At 54.7% G+C, this 19,853-nt stretch carries 18 protein-coding genes and 1 other RNA gene; all 19 read left to right on the top strand.

Annotated elements, in window-relative coordinates:
* The first annotated feature begins 18 nt into the window (after positions 1–18).
* The gene (epsC, locus tag B4H10_RS03910; protein ID WP_059077289.1) at positions 19–978 is read left to right on the top strand and encodes a serine O-acetyltransferase EpsC; all 960 of its coding nucleotides are present in this window, start codon (positions 19–21) and stop codon (positions 976–978) included.
* Positions 979–1,158: 180 nt separating this feature from the next.
* Positions 1,159–2,037, top strand: coding sequence for a 50S ribosomal protein L11 methyltransferase (locus B4H10_RS03905; RefSeq protein WP_059077288.1), 879 nt, complete (start codon positions 1,159–1,161; stop codon positions 2,035–2,037).
* Positions 2,037–2,765 carry an RsmE family RNA methyltransferase gene (locus B4H10_RS03900; protein WP_292018215.1) on the top strand — a complete coding sequence of 243 codons (729 nt, stop codon included), beginning with the start codon at positions 2,037–2,039 and terminating at the stop codon, positions 2,763–2,765. The genes B4H10_RS03905 and B4H10_RS03900 overlap by 1 nt, the downstream gene beginning before the upstream one ends.
* Positions 2,765–4,081, top strand: a complete 1,317-nt coding sequence (gene mtaB / locus B4H10_RS03895; RefSeq protein WP_059077286.1) for a tRNA (N(6)-L-threonylcarbamoyladenosine(37)-C(2))-methylthiotransferase MtaB — start codon at positions 2,765–2,767, stop codon at positions 4,079–4,081. Before B4H10_RS03900 ends, mtaB begins: the two co-directional genes overlap by 1 nt.
* Positions 4,082–4,426, top strand: coding sequence for a histidine triad nucleotide-binding protein (locus B4H10_RS03890; RefSeq protein WP_059077285.1), 345 nt, complete (start codon positions 4,082–4,084; stop codon positions 4,424–4,426).
* 313 nt (positions 4,427–4,739) lie between these two features.
* Positions 4,740–6,443 (top strand): ATP-dependent nuclease, encoded by a 1,704-nt coding sequence (locus B4H10_RS03885; RefSeq protein ID WP_059077284.1) that lies wholly within the window; start codon positions 4,740–4,742, stop codon positions 6,441–6,443.
* A gap of 27 nt (positions 6,444–6,470) precedes the next feature.
* Complete coding sequence (locus B4H10_RS03880) at positions 6,471–8,603, top strand: DNA topoisomerase 3 (protein ID WP_292018214.1); 2,133 nt, start codon at positions 6,471–6,473, stop codon at positions 8,601–8,603.
* Positions 8,604–8,677: 74 nt separating this feature from the next.
* Positions 8,678–9,202 carry a dCTP deaminase gene (gene dcd / locus B4H10_RS03875; protein ID WP_059077282.1) on the top strand — a complete coding sequence of 175 codons (525 nt, stop codon included), beginning with the start codon at positions 8,678–8,680 and terminating at the stop codon, positions 9,200–9,202.
* An 11-nt stretch (positions 9,203–9,213) separates the two neighbouring features.
* Complete coding sequence (locus tag B4H10_RS03870) at positions 9,214–10,200, top strand: P1 family peptidase (protein WP_292018213.1); 987 nt, start codon at positions 9,214–9,216, stop codon at positions 10,198–10,200.
* A gap of 71 nt (positions 10,201–10,271) precedes the next feature.
* Positions 10,272–10,619: RNase P RNA component class A (gene rnpB / locus B4H10_RS03865), an RNA gene on the top strand.
* A gap of 241 nt (positions 10,620–10,860) precedes the next feature.
* Entirely contained in the window at positions 10,861–12,084 is a 1,224-nt protein-coding gene (locus B4H10_RS03860; RefSeq protein ID WP_059077280.1) for an aspartate kinase, read from the top strand.
* A gap of 7 nt (positions 12,085–12,091) precedes the next feature.
* Positions 12,092–12,391 carry a hypothetical protein gene (locus tag B4H10_RS03855; protein WP_059077279.1) on the top strand — a complete coding sequence of 100 codons (300 nt, stop codon included), beginning with the start codon at positions 12,092–12,094 and terminating at the stop codon, positions 12,389–12,391.
* Positions 12,392–12,525: 134 nt separating this feature from the next.
* Entirely contained in the window at positions 12,526–12,885 is a 360-nt protein-coding gene (acpS, locus tag B4H10_RS03850) for a holo-ACP synthase (protein ID WP_059077278.1), read from the top strand.
* 90 nt (positions 12,886–12,975) lie between these two features.
* Positions 12,976–13,908, top strand: coding sequence for a M23 family metallopeptidase (locus B4H10_RS03845; RefSeq protein ID WP_236699701.1), 933 nt, complete (start codon positions 12,976–12,978; stop codon positions 13,906–13,908).
* A 19-nt stretch (positions 13,909–13,927) separates the two neighbouring features.
* Positions 13,928–15,583 carry an NAD(P)H-hydrate dehydratase gene (locus B4H10_RS03840; RefSeq protein ID WP_292018212.1) on the top strand — a complete coding sequence of 552 codons (1,656 nt, stop codon included), beginning with the start codon at positions 13,928–13,930 and terminating at the stop codon, positions 15,581–15,583.
* A 3-nt stretch (positions 15,584–15,586) separates the two neighbouring features.
* Positions 15,587–16,498, top strand: coding sequence for a ComEC/Rec2 family competence protein (locus B4H10_RS03835; RefSeq protein ID WP_292018211.1), 912 nt, complete (start codon positions 15,587–15,589; stop codon positions 16,496–16,498).
* 83 nt (positions 16,499–16,581) lie between these two features.
* On the top strand, positions 16,582–17,736 hold the full coding sequence (locus B4H10_RS03830; RefSeq protein WP_257536535.1) for an N-acetylmuramoyl-L-alanine amidase family protein: 1,155 nt from the start codon (positions 16,582–16,584) through the stop codon (positions 17,734–17,736).
* A 184-nt stretch (positions 17,737–17,920) separates the two neighbouring features.
* Positions 17,921–18,490: a shikimate kinase gene (locus B4H10_RS03825; protein ID WP_059077275.1), complete on the top strand. Its 570-nt coding sequence runs from the start codon at positions 17,921–17,923 to the stop codon at positions 18,488–18,490.
* Complete coding sequence (gene pfkA, locus B4H10_RS03820) at positions 18,480–19,442, top strand: 6-phosphofructokinase (protein WP_075582517.1); 963 nt, start codon at positions 18,480–18,482, stop codon at positions 19,440–19,442. The genes B4H10_RS03825 and pfkA overlap by 11 nt, the downstream gene beginning before the upstream one ends.
* Positions 19,443–19,853 lie beyond the last annotated feature (411 nt).

Below are 19,853 nucleotides of genomic sequence, written 5' to 3'. Positions count from 1 at the left end.
CGATAAGAAGGGTTGAACATGGGCGAACTGATTTCAAAAAACATACAAGGCGTTGTCGACAGCATCCTGGCGGACTACAATCACGACGGGCAGCGGGAAATCGATAAACTGGACATTTTCAATAAACCGAATAAAAAGGTCATTGTCGATATCATTACCAAACTGCTGCGGATCATTTATCCGGGATATATCAAAGACAAGACCTACCGCTTCTATGACATCGGCAACAATCTGACCGTCGTCATCGAAGATGTGGCCTATAATCTCTGCAAGCAGATTACCATCGCCCTGAAATATAAGGGGATGACCCAGAACGTCAAGATTGATAACGTGGAACAGCGGGCCGAACAGGCGACACTGACCCTGCTCAAGACAATTCCCAAAATCCGGGAATATATCGAAACGGATATCGAGGCGATTTACGAAGGCGATCCGGCAGCGGAAAGCAAGGCGGAAGTCATCTTTTCCTATCCCGGCCTGTTTGCCATTTCCGTCCACCGCGTGGCCCATATCCTGTATAAAATGCAGATTCCCATCATCCCCCGGGTCATGTCGGAATACGCTCATGGCATGACGGGCATTGAAATCAATCCCGGTGCAGAAATAGGGAAGTATTTCATGATCGACCACGGCACGGGCATCGTCATCGGGGAAACGACGGTAATCGGCGAACACGTCAAACTCTATCAGGGCGTTACCCTGGGGGCGCTTTCCCTGAAAGATGGCCGCAAGCTGGTCCACAAGAAGCGTCACCCGACCATTGAAGACCATGTGACCATTTATTCTGGTGCTTCCATCATGGGCGGCGATACGGTCATCGGCCACGATTCGGTCATCGGCGGCAACGTATTTATCACCAAATCGGTAGCGCCGGGGACCAAGGTCAGTGTCAAGAATCAGGAACTGCGCTTCGATGAAGATAAACAGGCCGTCAAGAACGTCGATGAAAACGACGAAACGTGGTTTTATATTATATAAGCGGTGTTCCTTTAGCGGTACAGAAACGGAGGAGGACCGGAAGAGCTGTCTCAGGACGGCTCTTTTTTCGTCGCCAGAAGGCGGGGAAAATATGGTATAATAGTAAATAAATCAGCGGACGGCAGGCGATGCATCCGGGCCGCCTGCTGGATGAATTGCCGAAGCAGACAGGAGAAAGATATGGAATATAAAGAAATAGATGTGTTTGTATCTCCGGAATTTACCGATGTAGTCTCTCTTATTTTGTGCGACTGTGGCAGCCAGGGATCGGTTATCCACGATGAGGAAACGTACGATGATCTGATCCGCATCACGGCCTATTTTCCGGCAGACGACGACAAGGCCGAACCGGCCGTCCGGCAGGGCATGAAGGCGCTGCAGGAACGGAATCCCCGCATGGGACGCTGGCATATCATGACCCGTAAGACGAGCGATTCCGACTGGCTGTACCGCTGGCAGGATTACTTTCACGCCACGAAGATTTCCCCCCGTCTCTGGGTATCGCCATCGTGGGAAACGGCTGAACCGGGGCCGGTCGAAGCGGTCATCCGCATCGACCCGGGTGTCGCCTTTGGCAGCGGCCTTCATGCGACGACGGCCATGTGCGTGTCTTATCTGGAACAGGTCATACAGCCGGGACAGCTCGTCTATGATATCGGGACCGGCACGGGAATCCTGGCGATTGCGGCGGCCCGGCTGGGTGCCGGTCATGTGACGGCCGTCGATCTCGACCAGAAGGCCGTGGATCAGGCTGTAGTCAACGTGGAACTCAATGAACTGAGCGACTGCGTGGAAGTCATGCACAGCGACCTCCTCGGCGCCATATCGGACAAGGGGGAGAAAGCCGATGTCGTCACGGCCAATCTGGTCACCAACGCCGTCCTATCCCTGCTGCCCGACCTGGGCAGCTATACCCATGCCGGTTCCTATGTCATCGTCAGCGGCATTATCGATGACCGCATAGGGGAAATACGGGACATGGCAGGACAAACGGGATATGAATGGGTGTCAGATACGCTGCAGGATGGCTGGTATGCCGTTTTGCTCAGGAGGAACTAATGCGCAAGGTATTCGTCAATTTTCCCATTACATCCGCTTTTTACTTGTCGGCGGACGATTCCCACCATATCATTACGGTGCTGCGCAAACGCCAGGGGGACTCTATCGCTGTGACGGACGCAGCCGGCGTGACTTATGACTGCCGCATCCGTGAGGCCGACAGTCAGCGGGCGCTCCTCGAGCCCCTGGAGAAGACCGGGCAGAAAGACGGGTCTGCCGGCCGGGTGATCCTGGCGGCGGGACTACTCAAAAATGACAAGTTCGAATGGGTCGTCCAGAAGGCCGCCGAGCTGGGGGCCAGCATGATCGTTCCTGTACAAATGGAGCATTGTGTAGTAAAATTAAACGACACGCGCCGCAGGGACCGGCGCCTCCGCTGGCAGCGCATTGCCCAGGAAGCGGCCAAACAGTGCGGCCGCGATGATATACCGGAAGTAGCAGATGTCCTGTCTTTTCCAGAATTACTGAAAGCGTACGGAACGATGCCCTTTATCATTCCCTTTGAGAAAGAAACGCGGCCACTGCGCGATTGTTGTGCCGCCGTGCAGACCGGGGACGTGGTCATCTGCATCGGACCGGAAGGCGGATTTGCCAGGGAAGAAATAGAAAGGGCCGTTACGGAACTTGCCAGCTGCCAGACCGTTTCCCTCGGTCCCCGCATACTGCGGGCAGAGACGGCGGCCGTAGCGTCCCTTGCCATCATTATGTATGAAAGAGGATTCAGATAATGCCAACTATTGCCTTTGTGACCCTGGGATGCCGGGTCAACCAGTACGATACAGACAGTATGCGCGGCCTGTTTTTAAAGGAAGGCTATGAGGAACGGGATTTCCGCGATGCTGCCGATGTCTACGTCATCAATACCTGTTCGGTCACCCAGGTAGGTGAAAAAAAATCGCGGCAGCTCATCCGCCGTGCCAAGAAAGTCAATCCGTCAGCCGTCGTCGTTGTGACGGGATGTTATGCCCAGCTCAAGCCGGAGCTGTTGTCATCCATGCCCGACGTCGATGCCGTCATAGGCACCAACGAACGGCACCGCATCGTTCCCATGGTGCAGATGCTCCTGGGACGGGGCGGCGGGGCGGCTGTGACGGCCGTCCACGATGCCCGCAGCGCCGATGCCTTCGAGGAAATCCCTCTGTATCCCTCGGCAGTCGAACATACGCGGGCGGATCTCAAAATCCAGGAAGGGTGCAATAATTTCTGTTCGTACTGCATCATTCCCTACACCCGCGGCGCCCTGAAGTCACGCCAGCCCGATGCCATCATCGAAGAAGCACGGCGGCTGACACAAGCGGGGTTCAAAGAACTGGTCCTGACCGGTATCCACCTCGGCGCCTACGGCAGGGAGCTGCCAGACCATCCGGGCCTGGCCCTGGTACTGCGGCGCCTCCTGGCAGAAACGGACGTACAGCGCATCCGCCTCGGGTCATTGGAATCTCTGGAAGTAGACGATGAGCTCATCCATGTCATGAATCAGTCGGACCGCATCTGCCCCCATCTGCACCTGCCCCTGCAATCGGGTTCTGACGCCATATTGAAAGCCATGAACCGCAAATATACAAAAGAGGAATTTATCCATCTTATAGAGACACTGCGCAGCCGTATCCACCACCTGACGGTCTCGACCGACCTCATCCTGGGATTTCCCGGTGAAACGGATGAGTTGTTTGAGGAAACACTGGAAACGCTACAGAAGCTCCGCTTTTCCCACATCCACGCCTTTCCCTATTCGCCCCGGCCGGGAACGCCCGCCGCGGCTATGGAAGACCAGGTAGATCCGGCCGTCAAGAAACGGCGGGTAGAAATCGTACAGGATCTGTCGGCCCGGCAGAAAGACCAGTGGCTGCAGGAGATGATTGGCCAGACCGTCCGGGTGCTGATTGAAAAACAGGAAGGCCCGGAAGGAGAAGGCTTTTCGGAAAACTATGAACGGGTCTGCGTCAGCGGCCTTGCACCCCATCAGGAAGGTTCCATCGTTCCCGTCGTGCTGACGGGAGCCTGCGACCATAGATTAACAGGCATCATTAAGGAGGAGATTTAAATGGAAGACTGCTTATTTTGCAAGATTGCTGCTGGTGAAATCCCCAGCACGAAAGTGTATGAAGACGACGATTTCTATGCCTTCAAAGATATTGCTCCCGTAGCACCGGTACACGTCCTGGTCATCCCCAAGAAACACATTGCCAGTATCGCCGCCCTGACGCCGGACGACGCCGACGTAGCCGGCAAGATGCTCTATGCCATCCAGAAAGTAGCCCAGGTACTGGGCCTCGACAAGGAAGGCTACCGCGTCGTCTACAACACGGGTGAAAAAGCAGGCCAGACGGTCCATCACATGCACGCCCACATTCTCGGCGGCAAGGAAATGGCATGGCCGGGAGTATAAGACCTGCCGGGGAAAATCCCGGGCCGGTCCGGCGGAGACACCGGAAGAGTTCCGCCCGCCGCAGACAGGTCGCTGGCGGAGGCAGGATGATACGCATCGTTTCCCTGCTGTTACTGGCGGTTATCATGGCTTTCCTTATATTCCATATGAGATGATCCATACGGCTGCAGTACGGCTGCGGCCGTATTTTACTGCCCCGGGGAAAGAACCGGCCCGGTGACGGCAGGTGTTTGTGTTTTTGTGTCGAATACTATACATAGCGGTTCTGTGTTGGCATACACAGGATAATCTGAAGTACGGGCAGGTGACGCATGTGTACATACGATATATACGCATTGAAAATTACCGGAATTTCCGGGATGTAGAAATGACGTTCCACGAAAAGGCGAACTATCTCGTCGGGGAAAATGCCATCGGCAAGAGCAGTTTCTTGAGGCTGCTGAAGCTCATGAGCGAAGGCTGCGGCATTACAGAAGATGACTATGATTCAGTACTGCAGCCTATCGTCATCACCCTGGAACTGCAGCTCCTCGACAGCGATAAAGAGGCCTTTGCCGATCTTCCGGAAGAGCATATGACCTCTATCCGGGTGCGCATGGAAAAAAACGTAGAGGAAATCTATCCCCGGCTCTATGATGAACAGACGGGGGAACAACTGCCGCTGGATGTCATCCGGCGCATCCGCTACGTGTCCTATTCTTCGTCCCTTCCCCAGGAATACGCGGCCCCGGCACGGGTATACCGGGCCATTGAAGACATGCTTACCTCGTGGGGACAGACGCAGATTGCGGAGTTTACGCCGGAACTGCAGAATTTCATCCGCCATGAAGCCCGGTACGGTCATTTCGATTCGTCTTATTACGTTGATATCTTCCTCTTGTCCTGTCTGTTGCGCCGGCAGGACCGGTCCCTGGCGGATAACATGAAATTCATTTCCCTCGTCGCCCTGGAACTGATTACCCAGATTTATATCATGTGCCAGAGCAAGGCCGTTCCCATCGAGCACAATCTGATCGTCGATGAAAAAGGACGGCGCTGGCTGCCGCTCATCACGTCCATCGACGAACCGGAAATCCATCTTCATCCGTATATGCAGCGGTCTATCCTCCATTATTACAAGCAGCTCCTCAGCAACGAGGATCCCCGCTTTGCCGAACTGCTGAAGGGGTTGTTCCACATAGACGGCCTTCGGGGCCAGTTGTTCGTCGTCACCCATTCTACGGATGCCCTGGTCGATGACTACCGCAACATCGTCCGCTTTTACCGCCATGACGGTGGTCAGGTCCGGGCGGCCTGCGGGGCGACGATTCATTTCAGTGAAGAAATCGAAAAGCACCTGATCATGCACTTCCCCGAAGTGAAGGAAGCACTTTATTCGCGGAGTGTCATCATCGTGGAAGGGGAAACGGAGTATGGCTGTTTTTCTCTCTTCGGCACGACCCTGGGACTTCCCTTTGATTACTACGGCATCTGCCTGATTAATGCCCGCGGGGAAAGTTCCATTGCCAAGATCCGGAAATTGCTGCAATTCTTCCATATTCCCACGGTAGTGCTGTATGACGCCGATGTGAAAGGCAGCAAGGGGCATGAGAAGAATACGTTTTTCACCGACGGCATCTGCTTCGAAATGGATCTGGTGAAGACGATGATTTCCCACGGGAAACGGCGCGAGCTGGACCGCATCATCGATACGGCCAATGGCGAACATGCCCGTGCGACGACGGACATGCTCAAGAAGGCATGCCGCAAGCTCGACCTCAATTATCACGACTACCCGCCCCGCATGCTCTGGCATGTAAATCCCCGCAACCAGGATGCGCTCTGCGTCTACTATTTTTCCTGGCTGTACAGCAATAAGGGGGTCATCCTGGGACGGCTCATCGGCCAGTCCCTGAAAGCCGGACTCATTCCCCCGGCCTTTGTCCGTACCATCCGGGCGGCCGGCGACCTGGCACGGGTTACCCTCCGGCGGGAAGAAGAGGGCCGCCGCTATGAAGAGGAGAAAGAAGAACGGTAATATATATTTGACAGAGGATGTTAGGTAATGACGACACTGTTTATCGCTGAAAAACCGAGTATGGCCCGGGAACTGGCCCGCTGTCTGCCTCCACCGCAGCAGCGGGGCAATGGCTTCATCCGCACGGGCGGGGGCATCGTGACCTGGGCATACGGCCACGTCCTTCAGCAGGCGGAACCGCAGGACTACGATGGCCGTTATAAGACGTGGCGCGCAGAGGACCTGCCCATCATACCGCAGACGTGGAAACTTCTGGTCAGCCCGGCGAGTAAGGACCAGTTCCGGATCATCTGCCAGCTCATCGAACAGGCGGATACGCTGGTCAACGCCGGCGACCCGGACCGGGAAGGGCAGCTGCTCATCGATGAAATACTGGACTATATCGGCAATACAAAGCCCGTCCGGCGCATCCTCCTCAATGCCCTCGATGAAAAAAGCATTCATGAGTCCCTGGCGGATTTGCGGGATAACGGCGATTTCTGCCACCTGAAAGAATCGGCCCTGGCCCGCAGCCGGGCCGACTGGCTCATCGGTATGAACCTGTCCCGGGCGTACACCCTGGCGGCCCGCCGGCAGGGGCATAAGGTGGTCCTGCCCATTGGCCGGGTAAAGACGCCGACCCTGGCCCTGGTCGTGCGCCGCCAGCGGGAACTGGATAATTTCAAGCCCGTCACCTATTACGTCGTCAAGGCTGATTTCCGTCATCCAAACGGCCTGATCACGGCGCAGTGGCAGCCGAAGGATACGCAGGCCGGCCTCGACCCGGAAGGGCGGGTCATCGACAAGGCTCAGGCAGAGGAACTGCTCTCCAGGCTGGAGGCTGATCCCGGCGGGACGATTGCCGAACGGAAGAAGACGAAGAAAAAAGAAGCACAGCGACTGCCCTTATCCCTCTCAGCCCTTCAGGTACTGGCAGGCAGGCGCTACGGGTACAGCCCGCAGCAGGTCCTGGATACGGCCCAGCAGTTGTACGAACGGAAACTGACGACCTATCCCCGGTCTGATTGCGAATACCTGCCGCTTAACCAGCGTAAGGACGTGCCGTGCATACTGGACAACCTGCGGCAGATACAGGCAGGACAGCTGCCGGGCTGGGTTTCCGGCGCCGACCCGTCCATCAAGAGCCGGGCCTGGAACGACAGCAGGATTACAGCCCACCACGCCATCATTCCGACGACGGTGCGCTGCGATTTTGCCCATCTGAACGCAATGCAGCAGCATGTGTATTATCTTATTGCCCAGGCTTATATCGCCCAGTTCTATCCCCTGTACGAATACGACCAGACGAAGATTACCATCGAAGCGGCAGGAGAACAGTTCGCCGCCCATGGCAAAATCGTAACCCAGTGGGGATGGAAAGAGCTGTACCGCAACGATAAGAATCAGGAAGACGACGAAGCCAAAGGAGACCTGCCGGCCGTCCGCAAGGGGGACAAGGTCCGCTATGAAAAGGGGAACGTCGATCAGAAGCAGACGAAGCCGCCGCCGCGGTTCACGGCGTCTACGCTTTTGGCTGCCATGAAGGAAATATATAAGTATGTTAAAGACGATTCCCTGAAGAAAAAACTGAAGGAAGTGCAGGGCATCGGCACGGAAGCGACGCGGGCCACCATCATCAGTGAGCTCATCCAGCGTAAATTTCTCGTCGAAGAGGGAAAGAAGAAATATCTGAAACCGACGGATATGGCCTATCTCCTCGTCGATGCCCTGCCCGATGCCATGGTCTATCCTGACGAAACGGCCATCTGGGAAGACCGGCTGTACAAGATGAGTGAGGGAAAGGACAGCCTCGATGCTTTCCTGGCCGATCAGATTGCCTTCCTGAAAACACTCATCGCCGCCGCAGGAAAAGCCGATATGGGCCGGCAGAAAGGCGAAGGCAGGCGCTGCCCGAAGTGCGGCAGCATGATGATCCTGCGCCATGGCAAGTACGGCGATTTTTACGGGTGTAGCCAGTATCCGTCCTGCCGGGCCACGGAGCCGGTGGAGGCGGCATCCCCGGCGGACATCGATAAGACCTACAAGTGCCCGCGCTGCCGGGATGGCTATTTCCAGAAGCGGGAAGGGCCGTATGGTGTCTACTGGACTTGCAGTACGCCATCGTGCCATACGCGGTGTGCCGATGTAGACGGCGTGCCCAGTCTCTATCATAACAAATAGCTTGCACAGGCTCTTTGTGCTGGGCTATAATAGACAAAACGGAACTACTACATTTCCTGAAGAAAGGTGAAATTATGATATTATCGGGCAAGGAAATCGTCAAACATCTGGGCAGGGAGATCATCATCACGCCCTTTCATCCGGAACGGGTCAACCCAAATAGCTACAATCTGTCCTTATACCACGAACTGATGGTGTACGATCATCACGAACTGGATATGGCCAAACCCAATCCGGCTTCCACTATTTACATCCCCAAATCGGGATATGTCCTCCAGCCCAATAAGCTCTATCTGGGCCGGACCAACGAATACACGAAGACCGATGGCTACATCCCCATGCTGGAAGGCCGTTCTTCCGTAGGACGTCTGGGCGTGTTCATCCACGTCACGGCGGGATTCGGCGATGTGGGATTTGCCGGCTACTGGACACTGGAAATCTTCTGCGTCCAGCCGATCCGCATTTATCCTGATGTGGAAATCTGCCAGATTTACTATCACGATATCGATGGAGAATACGATACTTATCACGGCGGCAAGTACCAGAACAATACGGGCATCCAGCCCAGCATGCTCTGGAAAGACTTTGAAAAGAAATAGCAGGTGAGAACATGTTGCGTGAAATTTCCTTACAGGATATACAGGGCTTTTGTATCGGCAGCAGTGAAGATGCGGCCGGAGGAACGGGATGCACCGTCCTCATTTGTCCCGATGGGGCGCCATGCGGACTGGACGTGCGCGGTGGCGGCCCGGCCAGCCGGGAGACGGAACTGCTCAATCCCCGGGCGGCAGCGGAACGCATCCATGCTGTACTCTTAAGCGGTGGCAGTGCCTTTGGCCTCAACGCGGCAGCCGGCGTCATGCAGTATCTGGAAGAACACGATATCGGCTTCGACACGCGGATCTGCAAGGTCCCTCTCGTACTGGCATCGTGTATTTACGATCTGGGCTGTGGCAGCAATGTGCGGCCTGATGCGGCCATGGGATATGAAGCCTGTGTACAGGCCGAACAGAATCATACCCTCATGGGCAATCACGGCGCCGGTACGGGAGCGACGGTCGGGAAATGCTGCGGCCCTTCCTTTATGATGAAATCCGGCCTGGGAGTTTATGCCGTACAGACCGGGGACCTGCAGGTCGGCGCCGTCGTGGCCGTCAATGCCCTGGGCGACGTGCTCGGGGAAGACGGCCAGATCCTGGCAGGCATGCGCAGCCGTGAAGGCAGGGGATTTGCCGATACGCGCCGGGTGCTCCTGGAAGAATACGGCACGACGGACACGCTGTTCTCCCAGCGCCAGGCCGCCGGCGGGACGACCAACACGACTATCGGGGCCGTCGTGACCAACGGGGCCTTTGACAAGGCCCATATGGGAAAAATCGCAGCACTTGCCAGCAACGGTCTGGTGCGGACCATCCGGCCGGTCAATACGACGGCCGACGGCGATGCCCTGTACGCCCTCAGCGTAGGAAATGTGTCGGCAGAGCTCAACACCGTCGGCACCCTTGCTGCCTATGCGGTGGAACAGGCCATACGCCGGGCTGTCAGCCATGCCCAATCGGCATACGGCATTCCGTCCCTTCACGACTGGCCGCGATAGGACGGGGCGGCAGACGATCAACGACACTTCTCCCTTGACGGCACGGGCGATTTATGATACGATTACGCAGATGAGTATGAATGACAATCGCTGGCCTCCGGGTCAGAGGAAAGTCCGAGCTCCGCAGGGCAGGATGCCGGATAACGTCCGGCGAAGGTGACTTTAGGGATAGTGCCACAGAAATGTGTACCGCCGCGCAAGCGGTAAGGGTGGAACGGTGCGGTAAGAGCGCACCAGCAGTGCAGCAATGTACTGGCTAGGTAAACCCCATCTGGAGCAAGACCGAATAGGGAAGGGATGAAGCGGCCCGCTGATCTTCCGGGTTGTGTCGCTTGAACATGCTGGCAACAGTATGTCTAGATAGATGATTGTCGCTGCCGCAAGGCAGAACAAAACTCGGCTTACTGATTACTCATCATACCACGACAGGAAAAGGCTGTTGCACCATCTGCGGTGTGGCAGCCTTTTTTGGTGCGTTCTGCCTGTCTGGATGACCGTAGGCAGTGTATTATCAGTATAAATTTCGTCAGGCATGACAAAATTTTTGTATACATTTTTTTGATACTTTACAATAGGCGTAGTGCATGATATCATGGCAGGAGGTAGTCGTTTAGTGACGTATACTACAGGCTTTAATTCAATAAAAGCGAGGGATATAAGTTGGCATTAATTGTGAAGAAATTTGGCGGCAGCTCAGTAGCCACGCCGGATAAGATGCGCGCTATCGTACAGCGCGTGCTCAAAGGATCCCAGCCCGATGACAAAATCGTCATCGTCGTATCAGCTATGGGTAAGTCAACGGATAAACTGATTGAACTGGCCAGCCAGATCACATCGAAAACATATGGCCGTGAAATGGATATGCTTCTTTCTACGGGGGAACAAGTCTCCATTGCGCTGATGGCCATGGCTTTCCAGGAAGCCGGCCACAAGTCGATTTCCTTTACGGGTGCCCAGGCGGGCATCACTACCAGTGACGCCTTTAACAAGGGCCGTATCCTGGACATCCAGCCGGACCGCATCTTAAAAGCGCTGGATGAAGGAAATATCGTCATCGTCGCCGGGTTCCAGGGCATTACGGATTCGGGCGACATCACCACACTGGGCCGGGGCGGCTCGGATACGACGGCTGTCGCTATCGCCGGTGCCATCCATGCCGATGTGTGCGAAATCTACACGGACGTAGAAGGCATCTATACATCGGATCCCCGCGTCGTGCCCAATGCGCAGAAAATGAAAGAAATTACCTACGGAGAAATGCTGGAAATGGCCAAACTCGGCGCTGGCGTCATGCAGCCCCGGGCCGTTGAAATGGGCAGCCGTTTCAATATCCCCATCCATGTCCGTTCCACATTTTCCGAAAACGAAGGTACTATCATACAGGAGGCTTATTCCATGGAAATCAAACAGTATCTGATCCGCGGCGTCGCAGAAGATAAAAATGTTGCTAAAATCACCGTTCTGGGAATCCCCAACAAACCGGGCTACGCGTATAAATTGTTTGAAACACTGGCCAATGCCAACGTAGTTGTCGATATGATCGTCCAGAGTGTCCGCGTTGCCAACGAAGGCGTAACGGATATTACCTTTACGATTTCCCGGGATGAACTGGCGTCTGCCAAAGACGTACTGGAACAGATTAAAGGGATGATGCCTGTCGAAGATATCCTCATCGATGACAAGATGGCGAAAGTCTCCGTCGTCGGTGCCGGCATGGCCGGCCATCCGGGCATTGCTTCCGGTATGTTCGGCGTCCTAGGCAAAAACAATATCAACATTGAAATCATTTCCACTTCGGAAATCAGCATCACCTGCCTCATTTCTGAAGAACAGGTAGATACAGCTGTCCGTGCCATCCACGCCTATTTCTTTGACGAAAACTGAGGCATCCATGTCTGTGCTGGATAATTTTGTGGAAGAAATGCTTCAGGTAGAAGTCCCTAAACGCGTTCTTCTGGAACGCATGCTGCATGGCCTTCAGGTCGAAAAGCCGCCACAGTTCAAGATACCGGCGCCGCAGTATACGTTTGAATCCAATCTGCATGGCCTGCGGTATGATTATCAGAAAAAGGAAGTCACTATTTCGTATAAAGTGGCACCTAACGTATATGATGATGTGACCGTCGCTTTTGCCACGTTCAAGGTGCTGTTGGAAGGCATTGCCGTCTGTATCCGCATGCAGAAATGGTAAAGAGCATGGGTCAGAAGAGAGGCTGCCGCATTAAGGAAATACTTAATGCGACAGCCTCTTGTCGTTTTAAGCATCAAACCTCAAACTTCAAACAAGATTTAAAACGGGAACATGCCCGTCTGGGAGGACTCTGTATGACTTGTGGAGTAGATATTGTAGAAATCGGGCGCATGGAAAAACTGGTCTGTACCCGCGGCCAGTCCCTGCAGCGCTTATTTACGGAACAGGAAATTGCCTACTGCCGCAGCCGGGGAAAGGGACAGTATGCTTCCTTTGCCGCCATGTTTGCTGCCAAAGAGGCATTCTGGAAAGCCTGCCGCACGGGCTTCCGCAAAGGGGCCTGGACCGATGTGGAAGTGCGGCACGATGAGCTGGGCGCACCCTCCTTTGTCCTGCACGGAGCCTGTGCGGTACTGCTGGAGAAACGGGGGGAGTTGTCCTTGTCCCTGGCACATGACGGCCAGTATGCCATCGCCCAGGTCGTCTGGCTGTGACGATAATTCCTTAGAGTGGAGATTAAGTTTCTATTCCCGATGTGCTATAATAGAGGCGTTGAATTCATAGCACATAAAGGAGAAGATAGTGTGTACAAGAAATTTCTGATCTGGCCTCTCATTGTCGTGGCCAGCCTGCTGCCCGTGGGAATTTCCCAAGGGGCATCTAAAACGAATATTACCAATGTCCGCGTCGTGACCCGCAACGATGCCGATACACCCTTTGTCCGCACCGTCCTGGATGTCACCGGGCCGGTCCAGCCGCGGTTTGCCATTGATAAAAGCGGCTACAATATCGTTGTCACGATTCCCAATACCAACCTGAGCCGGAGCATCAATCCCCGCCCCCAGGTAAATCAGAACGTCATTTCACGGCTGGAACTTGGAAATAAGGGCCCTCATGCGGAGGTCCGCATCCGCGTGCCCAAAGCGGTGAATACGAAAGATCTGAAAGTCTTTACGCTGGATGGCAATGCCAAACAGAAAATCAGCAACCGCGTCGTCATCGATGTGAACGACAAGTCAGGCAAGGTACAGCAGTGGAGCCACTGGCACGATTCCAAAGACAGCATTTCCAAGCCGTTCAGTGAATCTATCAAAAAAGATTTTAAAGGGCGCAAACCCTTTGCCGGGCCGGGCAGGGGTGATATGATCTGGCCTGTGAAGGGCGTCATTACATCTCCCTTCGGATACCGCATCCATCCCATTTATGGCCGGCAGATCCTTCATTCCGGTATGGATATCGGCGTGGATTACGGTACGCCAGTCAAGGCAGCCATGGGTGGCGTCGTCGTCGAAGCCGACTGGATCAGCGGCTATGGCAATGCCGTCGTCATTGATCACGGCAATGGCATGACGACCTTGTACGGCCATAATGAACGCCTCAATGTCATAACCGGGCAGACCGTAAAGCAGGGAGACATCATTGCTTATGCCGGTTCTACGGGAAATTCGACAGGGCCCCACGTCCATTTTGAAATCCGCGTCAATGGGGAAGCCGTTGACCCGGCGTTATACTTGTAATCACCTTAAGGAGGTTCTCATGCAAAAACTCAATACGGCGGCCCAGATGCGGCTCATGGACCAGACGGCCATGCACGGCCAGTATGCCATCGCGCCGGCGGTCCTCATGGAAAATGCCGGCCATGCCGTCGTTACCCATGCAGAAACAGCCGTTCATGGCTGGCAGGGTAAGGACGTTGTCATTTTGTGTGGCAAGGGAAATAACGGCGGAGACGGCTTTGTCATCGCCCGTCATCTGCTGAACCGTGGCGCCCGGGTATACGTCTATGTACTGGGAACGGTGGAATCGTATAGTCCGGAAGCCCGGGCTCATCTCCATACGCTGCAGGAACTGGCCGAGGAAGAAACGTGCCTCATCGATTACTTTGCGCCATCGGACAAGGCATGGGACAGGCTGTACCGGCGCCTGTCTTCCAGCCAGGTCGTCATCGACGCCATTCTGGGAACGGGATTCCACGGCACGCTGCGCATGCCCGTGAGCCGGATAGTCAATATGGTCAACGAAGTGGCCGCGTCGGGTACGCTCCGGGTCATTGCCGTCGATATCCCGACGGGCGTCAATGCCGATACGGGCGATGTCAGCGGCAGTGGCGATGAAGAGGCGGCCGGGCCGGTCTTTGCCGATATGACCGTCACCTTCGGTGTCTGGAAACGGGGACTGCTCCTGTATCCGGGACGCACTTGTTCCGGTGTTGTCGTCTGCGACGATATCGGCATGCCCCGGCCGCTTTTGACCGGACGGGAAGACGATGGGGCGTATATGCTGGAAGAAAGCGACATATCGGAAGTCCTGGTGCCGCGCAGTCCCGATTCCCATAAGGGAACGCATGGCACGGTCGCTATCGTGACCGGCAGCAGTGATATGGCCGGAGCGGCCCTGATGGCTGCCCGCGGCGCTCTTCGCAGCGGGGCAGGCAAGCTCTTTTTGCGGGTGCCGGCGCGTACGGCGCCTTACTGCATTGGCCGGCAGGCTGAAGCTATGGTGCGCGGCGTCGGAACGGGCGATCATTTTACGGCAGCCGATGCGGCAGAAATCATCGAAGAAAGCCGGAACTGGTCGGTACTGGCCATGGGACCGGGCATGGGAAAACAGGAAGATACCAGGATGTTCCTGAAAGAAGTCATTGCCCACACGTCGTGCCCGCTGGTACTTGATGCCGATGCCCTGAACCTTCTGGCAGGAGAACGGGATTTCATTGCACCTTACGGCGGACGCATCATCATGACGCCTCATCTGGCAGAGTTCAGCCGTCTCAGCGGACTGCCCCTGGCGGATATCAAAAAAGACTGTATCGCTGCAGCCAAACAGTTTGTCCGGGAATGGCAGGTAACGCTGGTCCTGAAAGGGGCGCCGACCGTCATCGTCTCGCCCAGGACACTCCACGCCTACGTCAATCCCGGCGGCAATGCCGGCATGGCCTGTGGCGGCATGGGAGATATCCTGACGGGCATGGTAGCGGCCCTGGCCGTACACGACGGCATGACCAGCCTGACCACGGCAGCCTGCGCGGCGGTGTGGCTCCATAGTGCCGCCGGCGATGTCTGCCATGACACGTATGGCTCCTATGGATTTTTGCCTATGGAAGTGGCCGATGCCGTTCCCCGGGTCATTACCCGCCTGGAAGACAACCGTCCGCTGCCCGTATTGCAGCGGCCCCTGGTGACGGAGGCATAATTCGTGTATCCCTGTAAGGGAAAAGGACTGTTCCGTATCGCACTGATACTGGCGACAGTCCTTGTTTTTTGTCTGGCAGGCTGTGCATCACATACGCGCGATGACAGCAATCTGCACATTCACGTCCTGTCGGCCGGACAGGCAGATGCTGTACTCATACGGCATAAGACAGGTGATTTCCTCATCGACTGCGGGGACAGCGACGGCACGGACCGGCTTTTGTCCCAGCTGCAGCAGTTCCACGTGCGCCAACTGGAAGCGCTGATCCTGACCCACCCTCACGAAGACCATATTGGCGGTGCGCCGGTGTTATTAGAAACACTGCCGGTCGCCTGCATTTATGACAACGGGCAGAAATCGGATTCTCCCGTATATGCCCACTACCGTAAGATAGCTGCCCAAAAGGGGATTGCCTGTAAAACACTGCAGCGCGGACAGGTACTGTCCTGGACGGACGGGCTGACTCTGGAAATTGTATCGCCACCCGCACGGGGAGAACGGGGATACGGGGCGCTCCAGTCTTCCCAGGGCAGGGAGAATAATTTTTCTCTCGTCTGCCGCCTGGAATACGGGACTTTCTCTATGCTGTTCATGGGCGATGCGGAAAAGGAAAGTGAACGGGTCCTGCTGCAGTACATGACATCCGGGGCGCTGAGGACGACGATCCTGAAAAACGGCCACCACGGCAGCCGTACGGCCACGACAGAAGAACTGGTAAAAGAAGCGGCCCCGTCGGCAGCGGTCATTTCCTGCGGAGCTGGCAATTCCTTCGGATTTCCTCACAGGGAAGTCGTCTCTCTCCTTGCGGCATATCGTATACCCATCTATCGTACCGACCGGGACGGGACCATTTCGATTGATAGCGACGGTACATCCTATACGATAAAAACGGCACACGGAGATAGAACTTTGTGACGGATTTGTGATAATTCAGAACTTAAAATAGAGCAGGAGGTATGGTATAATAGTAACGTTCATTTGTAAAGGAGAAGATACAATTGCTGAAAAAATTATGTATGATACCGCTATTGGCGATTGCCTGCCTGCTGCCGCTCGTTTCCGTCCAGGCTGCCGCCAATACGGAAATTACCAGTGTCCGCGTAGCGACACGCAATGATGCCAATACACCCTTTGTCCGGACCGTCCTCGATGTGTCCAGAAAGGTCACGCCCCGTCTGTATATCGACAAGAGCGGCCGATACGTGACGGTTACGCTGCCAAATACGAAAATCGATAAAAATGTGCAGAAGCAGTACGATGCCAATTCCAATGTCGTATCCCGTATCTGGCTGACCCAGCGTTCGTCCGGTACGGACCTGAATATCAAGGTTCCACGCCAGGTCACGGCTCAGGATGTGAAGGTATTTACCCTGCCGGGAGATAAGAAAGCCAACCGCTCAGACCGGGTAGTCGTCGATGTCAATGACAAATCCGGTAAAGTAAAACAGTGGAAACACTGGGGCAATGAATCTATCGGCATTCATTCCTCGCAAAATACGAAGGGAACTAAAACGGGCGGTTCATCCGTTACGGTGCCATCCTACGGCGGCAGTGCCAGCTACAGCCTGACCAAGGGGCTGAAAGGCAAGACCATCTGCATAGATCCCGGCCACGGTGGCAGTGATACGGGAGCCCTCGGCGCGTTCAGCCAGGAAAAGAATATTACCCTGGCCATTTCCAAAAAAGTACAGACTCTCCTGCAGCAGGCCGGGGCCAACGTCATCATGACCCGCACGACCGATGTCGATGTGTATGCACCGAATGACGGGGCCGTAGAAGAACTGCAGGCCCGCTGCAATATCGCCAATGCGGCCAAGGCCGATGCCTTTGTCTGCATCCACATCGATTCTTACTCCTCGGCTGATGCCGGTGGCGTAACGGCTTATTACAACAGCAAGACATCCCATGATGCAGGCCTTGCCAAGTATATTCATAATCAGAATATGAAGGCGACGAATTTCCAGGACCGGGGCGTACGGACGGCTAATTTCTACGTCCTGCTCCACACGAACATGCCGGCGACCCTGCTGGAACTAGGCTTCATTTCCAATCCGGGTGAAGAAAAAGCCCTGAACTCGGAAGCACAGCAGCAGAACTTTGCCGAAAGCATCGTAAAAGGTCTGGCCGATTATTTCGATAACAACGGCATATAACAGACGTATAGCGCAACTGAACGATGGCAGATGCCCCTGTCAGTCCATGCGGAAAGCTGGACTGACAGGGGCATTTGTTTATGCTTGTTTTTTTAATTTATATATACTCATACCTTTCAATTTTTGCTATAATAAATAAATGAAATACGTTGCAGGTGCAATATACTGCAAGGAGGGGAAGGGTATGATCAAGCGCAATATAGTTCTCGTAGGCATGATGGGCAGTGGCAAAAGCCATATAGGACGCAAACTAGCCGTTCGTCTGGGATGGCAGTTTGTCGATACGGACCGCCGCATTGAACGCCAGATGGGACAGTCTATTGCTGACTTTTTTGAACGGGCAGGAGAAAAGGTGTTCCGTGAACGGGAAATCAATGTGCTGCAACAGGTCAGCCGCTACCATGAAGCGGTTATTTCTTTTGGCGGGAATTTCCCCATGAATATCGAAACATACCGTATCCTCCATCGTCATGGGTATATCGTGGCCCTCCGTTCCCAGCCGTACCGCGTGGAAGAGCGGGTGGGACGCCATATTGGCAAGAGGCCGACGGTAGACTATGACAATCTCCATGCTTTTGTAACGCGCATGGATGCCCAGTGGAAGCATGTATATCCGTACTGTGATTATGTCGTCGATACGACGGATTACAGTGCTGAAGAAATTGTAGATATTATTGTAAAACGAATTAAAGGAGACGATATAGTCTTCGTTTCCCGTGAGCCAAAGGAGGCAGATGGTCATCATGATAAATAAAATTGGTGTACTCACAAGTGGTGGTGATGCGCCGGGCATGAATGCGGCTATCCGTGGCGTTACCCGGTATGCGATCGAAAAGGGACTGGAAGTCACGGGTATCATCCGGGGGTATGAAGGACTTTTAAGTCATGAAATCATGCCACTTAACCGCCGCAGTGTCGGTGCTATCATTCATCGCGGCGGTACGATGCTGCGCACGGCCCGCTGCCTGGAATTTTTGGAAGAAGAAACGCAGAAAAAAGCGGCAGACTATATCCGCGAACAGGAAATGGATGCGCTGGTCGTCATCGGTGGCGACGGATCGATGCGCGGTGCCCAGGCCCTGAGCCGTCTGGGAATCCCTACGATTGTCATCCCCGGTACGATTGATAACGATATGGGGGGGACGGAGTATACGGTCGGTTTCGACACGGCGGTCAATACGGTCCTGGAGTCGGTCAATAAGATCCGCGATACGGCTTTTTCCCATGACCGCGTCGCCGTCATTGAAGTCATGGGCCGGCATGCCGGATTTATCGCCCTGTATGCCGGGATGGCTGCCGGTGCGGAAGCGGTGCTGGTACCGGAACATGAAGTATCACTGGAAGACTTGTGCACGCACCTCAACGAATCTCACCGCATGAAGAAGATGAGCAGTATTGTCATCGTGGCCGAAGGGGCAGCCAAGGGAGCCGATGTGGTCGATTATATTAAAGGTCACACCTATCTGGAACCGACGCTGACAGTGCTGGGATATGTACAGCGCGGCGGTTCTCCGTCGGCAAAGGATGCCATCATGGCCAGTTTGTTTGCCGAAAAGGCCATAGACAGTCTGCTGGCCGGCACGTATAACTGCGTCATCGGGCAGATAGGCGAACGCATCGTCGCGACACCGTATACAGAAGCAGAACGGCTTCATTTCCCGCTGGATGAAAATATGTACCGCCTGGTCCTGGCACTGGGAAGATAAGGCAGACGGATGTAACAGGCCGGCAGGCAGCGCCGCGTCCCGGAGACATCCCACATTTTATCCCGGGCAATGCTGGACGGCAGTATCCCCTGTACAGGGAAAGCCGCGGACCCGGAACGAGGCGTAGCCTGTACCTTAGCCTGGTACAGGCATCCGATGCAGAAGCTCCCGTGCTTCTACATCTTTCTTCAGCTATCATAGTTGAAAGCTCAACTATGATAGCCCTGGCACAGTGGGGCGAGTGCTTTTATGATTTTTTTGGAATGGCTGGAAATTTCTTTATGCTAACTGCCAAGTAAAAGTGATGTCAAGCATTTTTGAAAATGTTTCGAAAAAAGCTATTTATTAGCCCAAAATTATAGGGCTTAGAAGAGAGAGTTTTATAATTTTATAGTATTAATATTACAACAT

Source organism: Megasphaera sp. UBA4382, from assembly GCF_002391155.1.
In the GTDB taxonomy this organism is placed as follows: Bacteria; Bacillota; Negativicutes; order Veillonellales; family Megasphaeraceae; genus Megasphaera; species Megasphaera hexanoica.
This window is presented reverse-complemented; position numbering and strand designations above follow the sequence as displayed.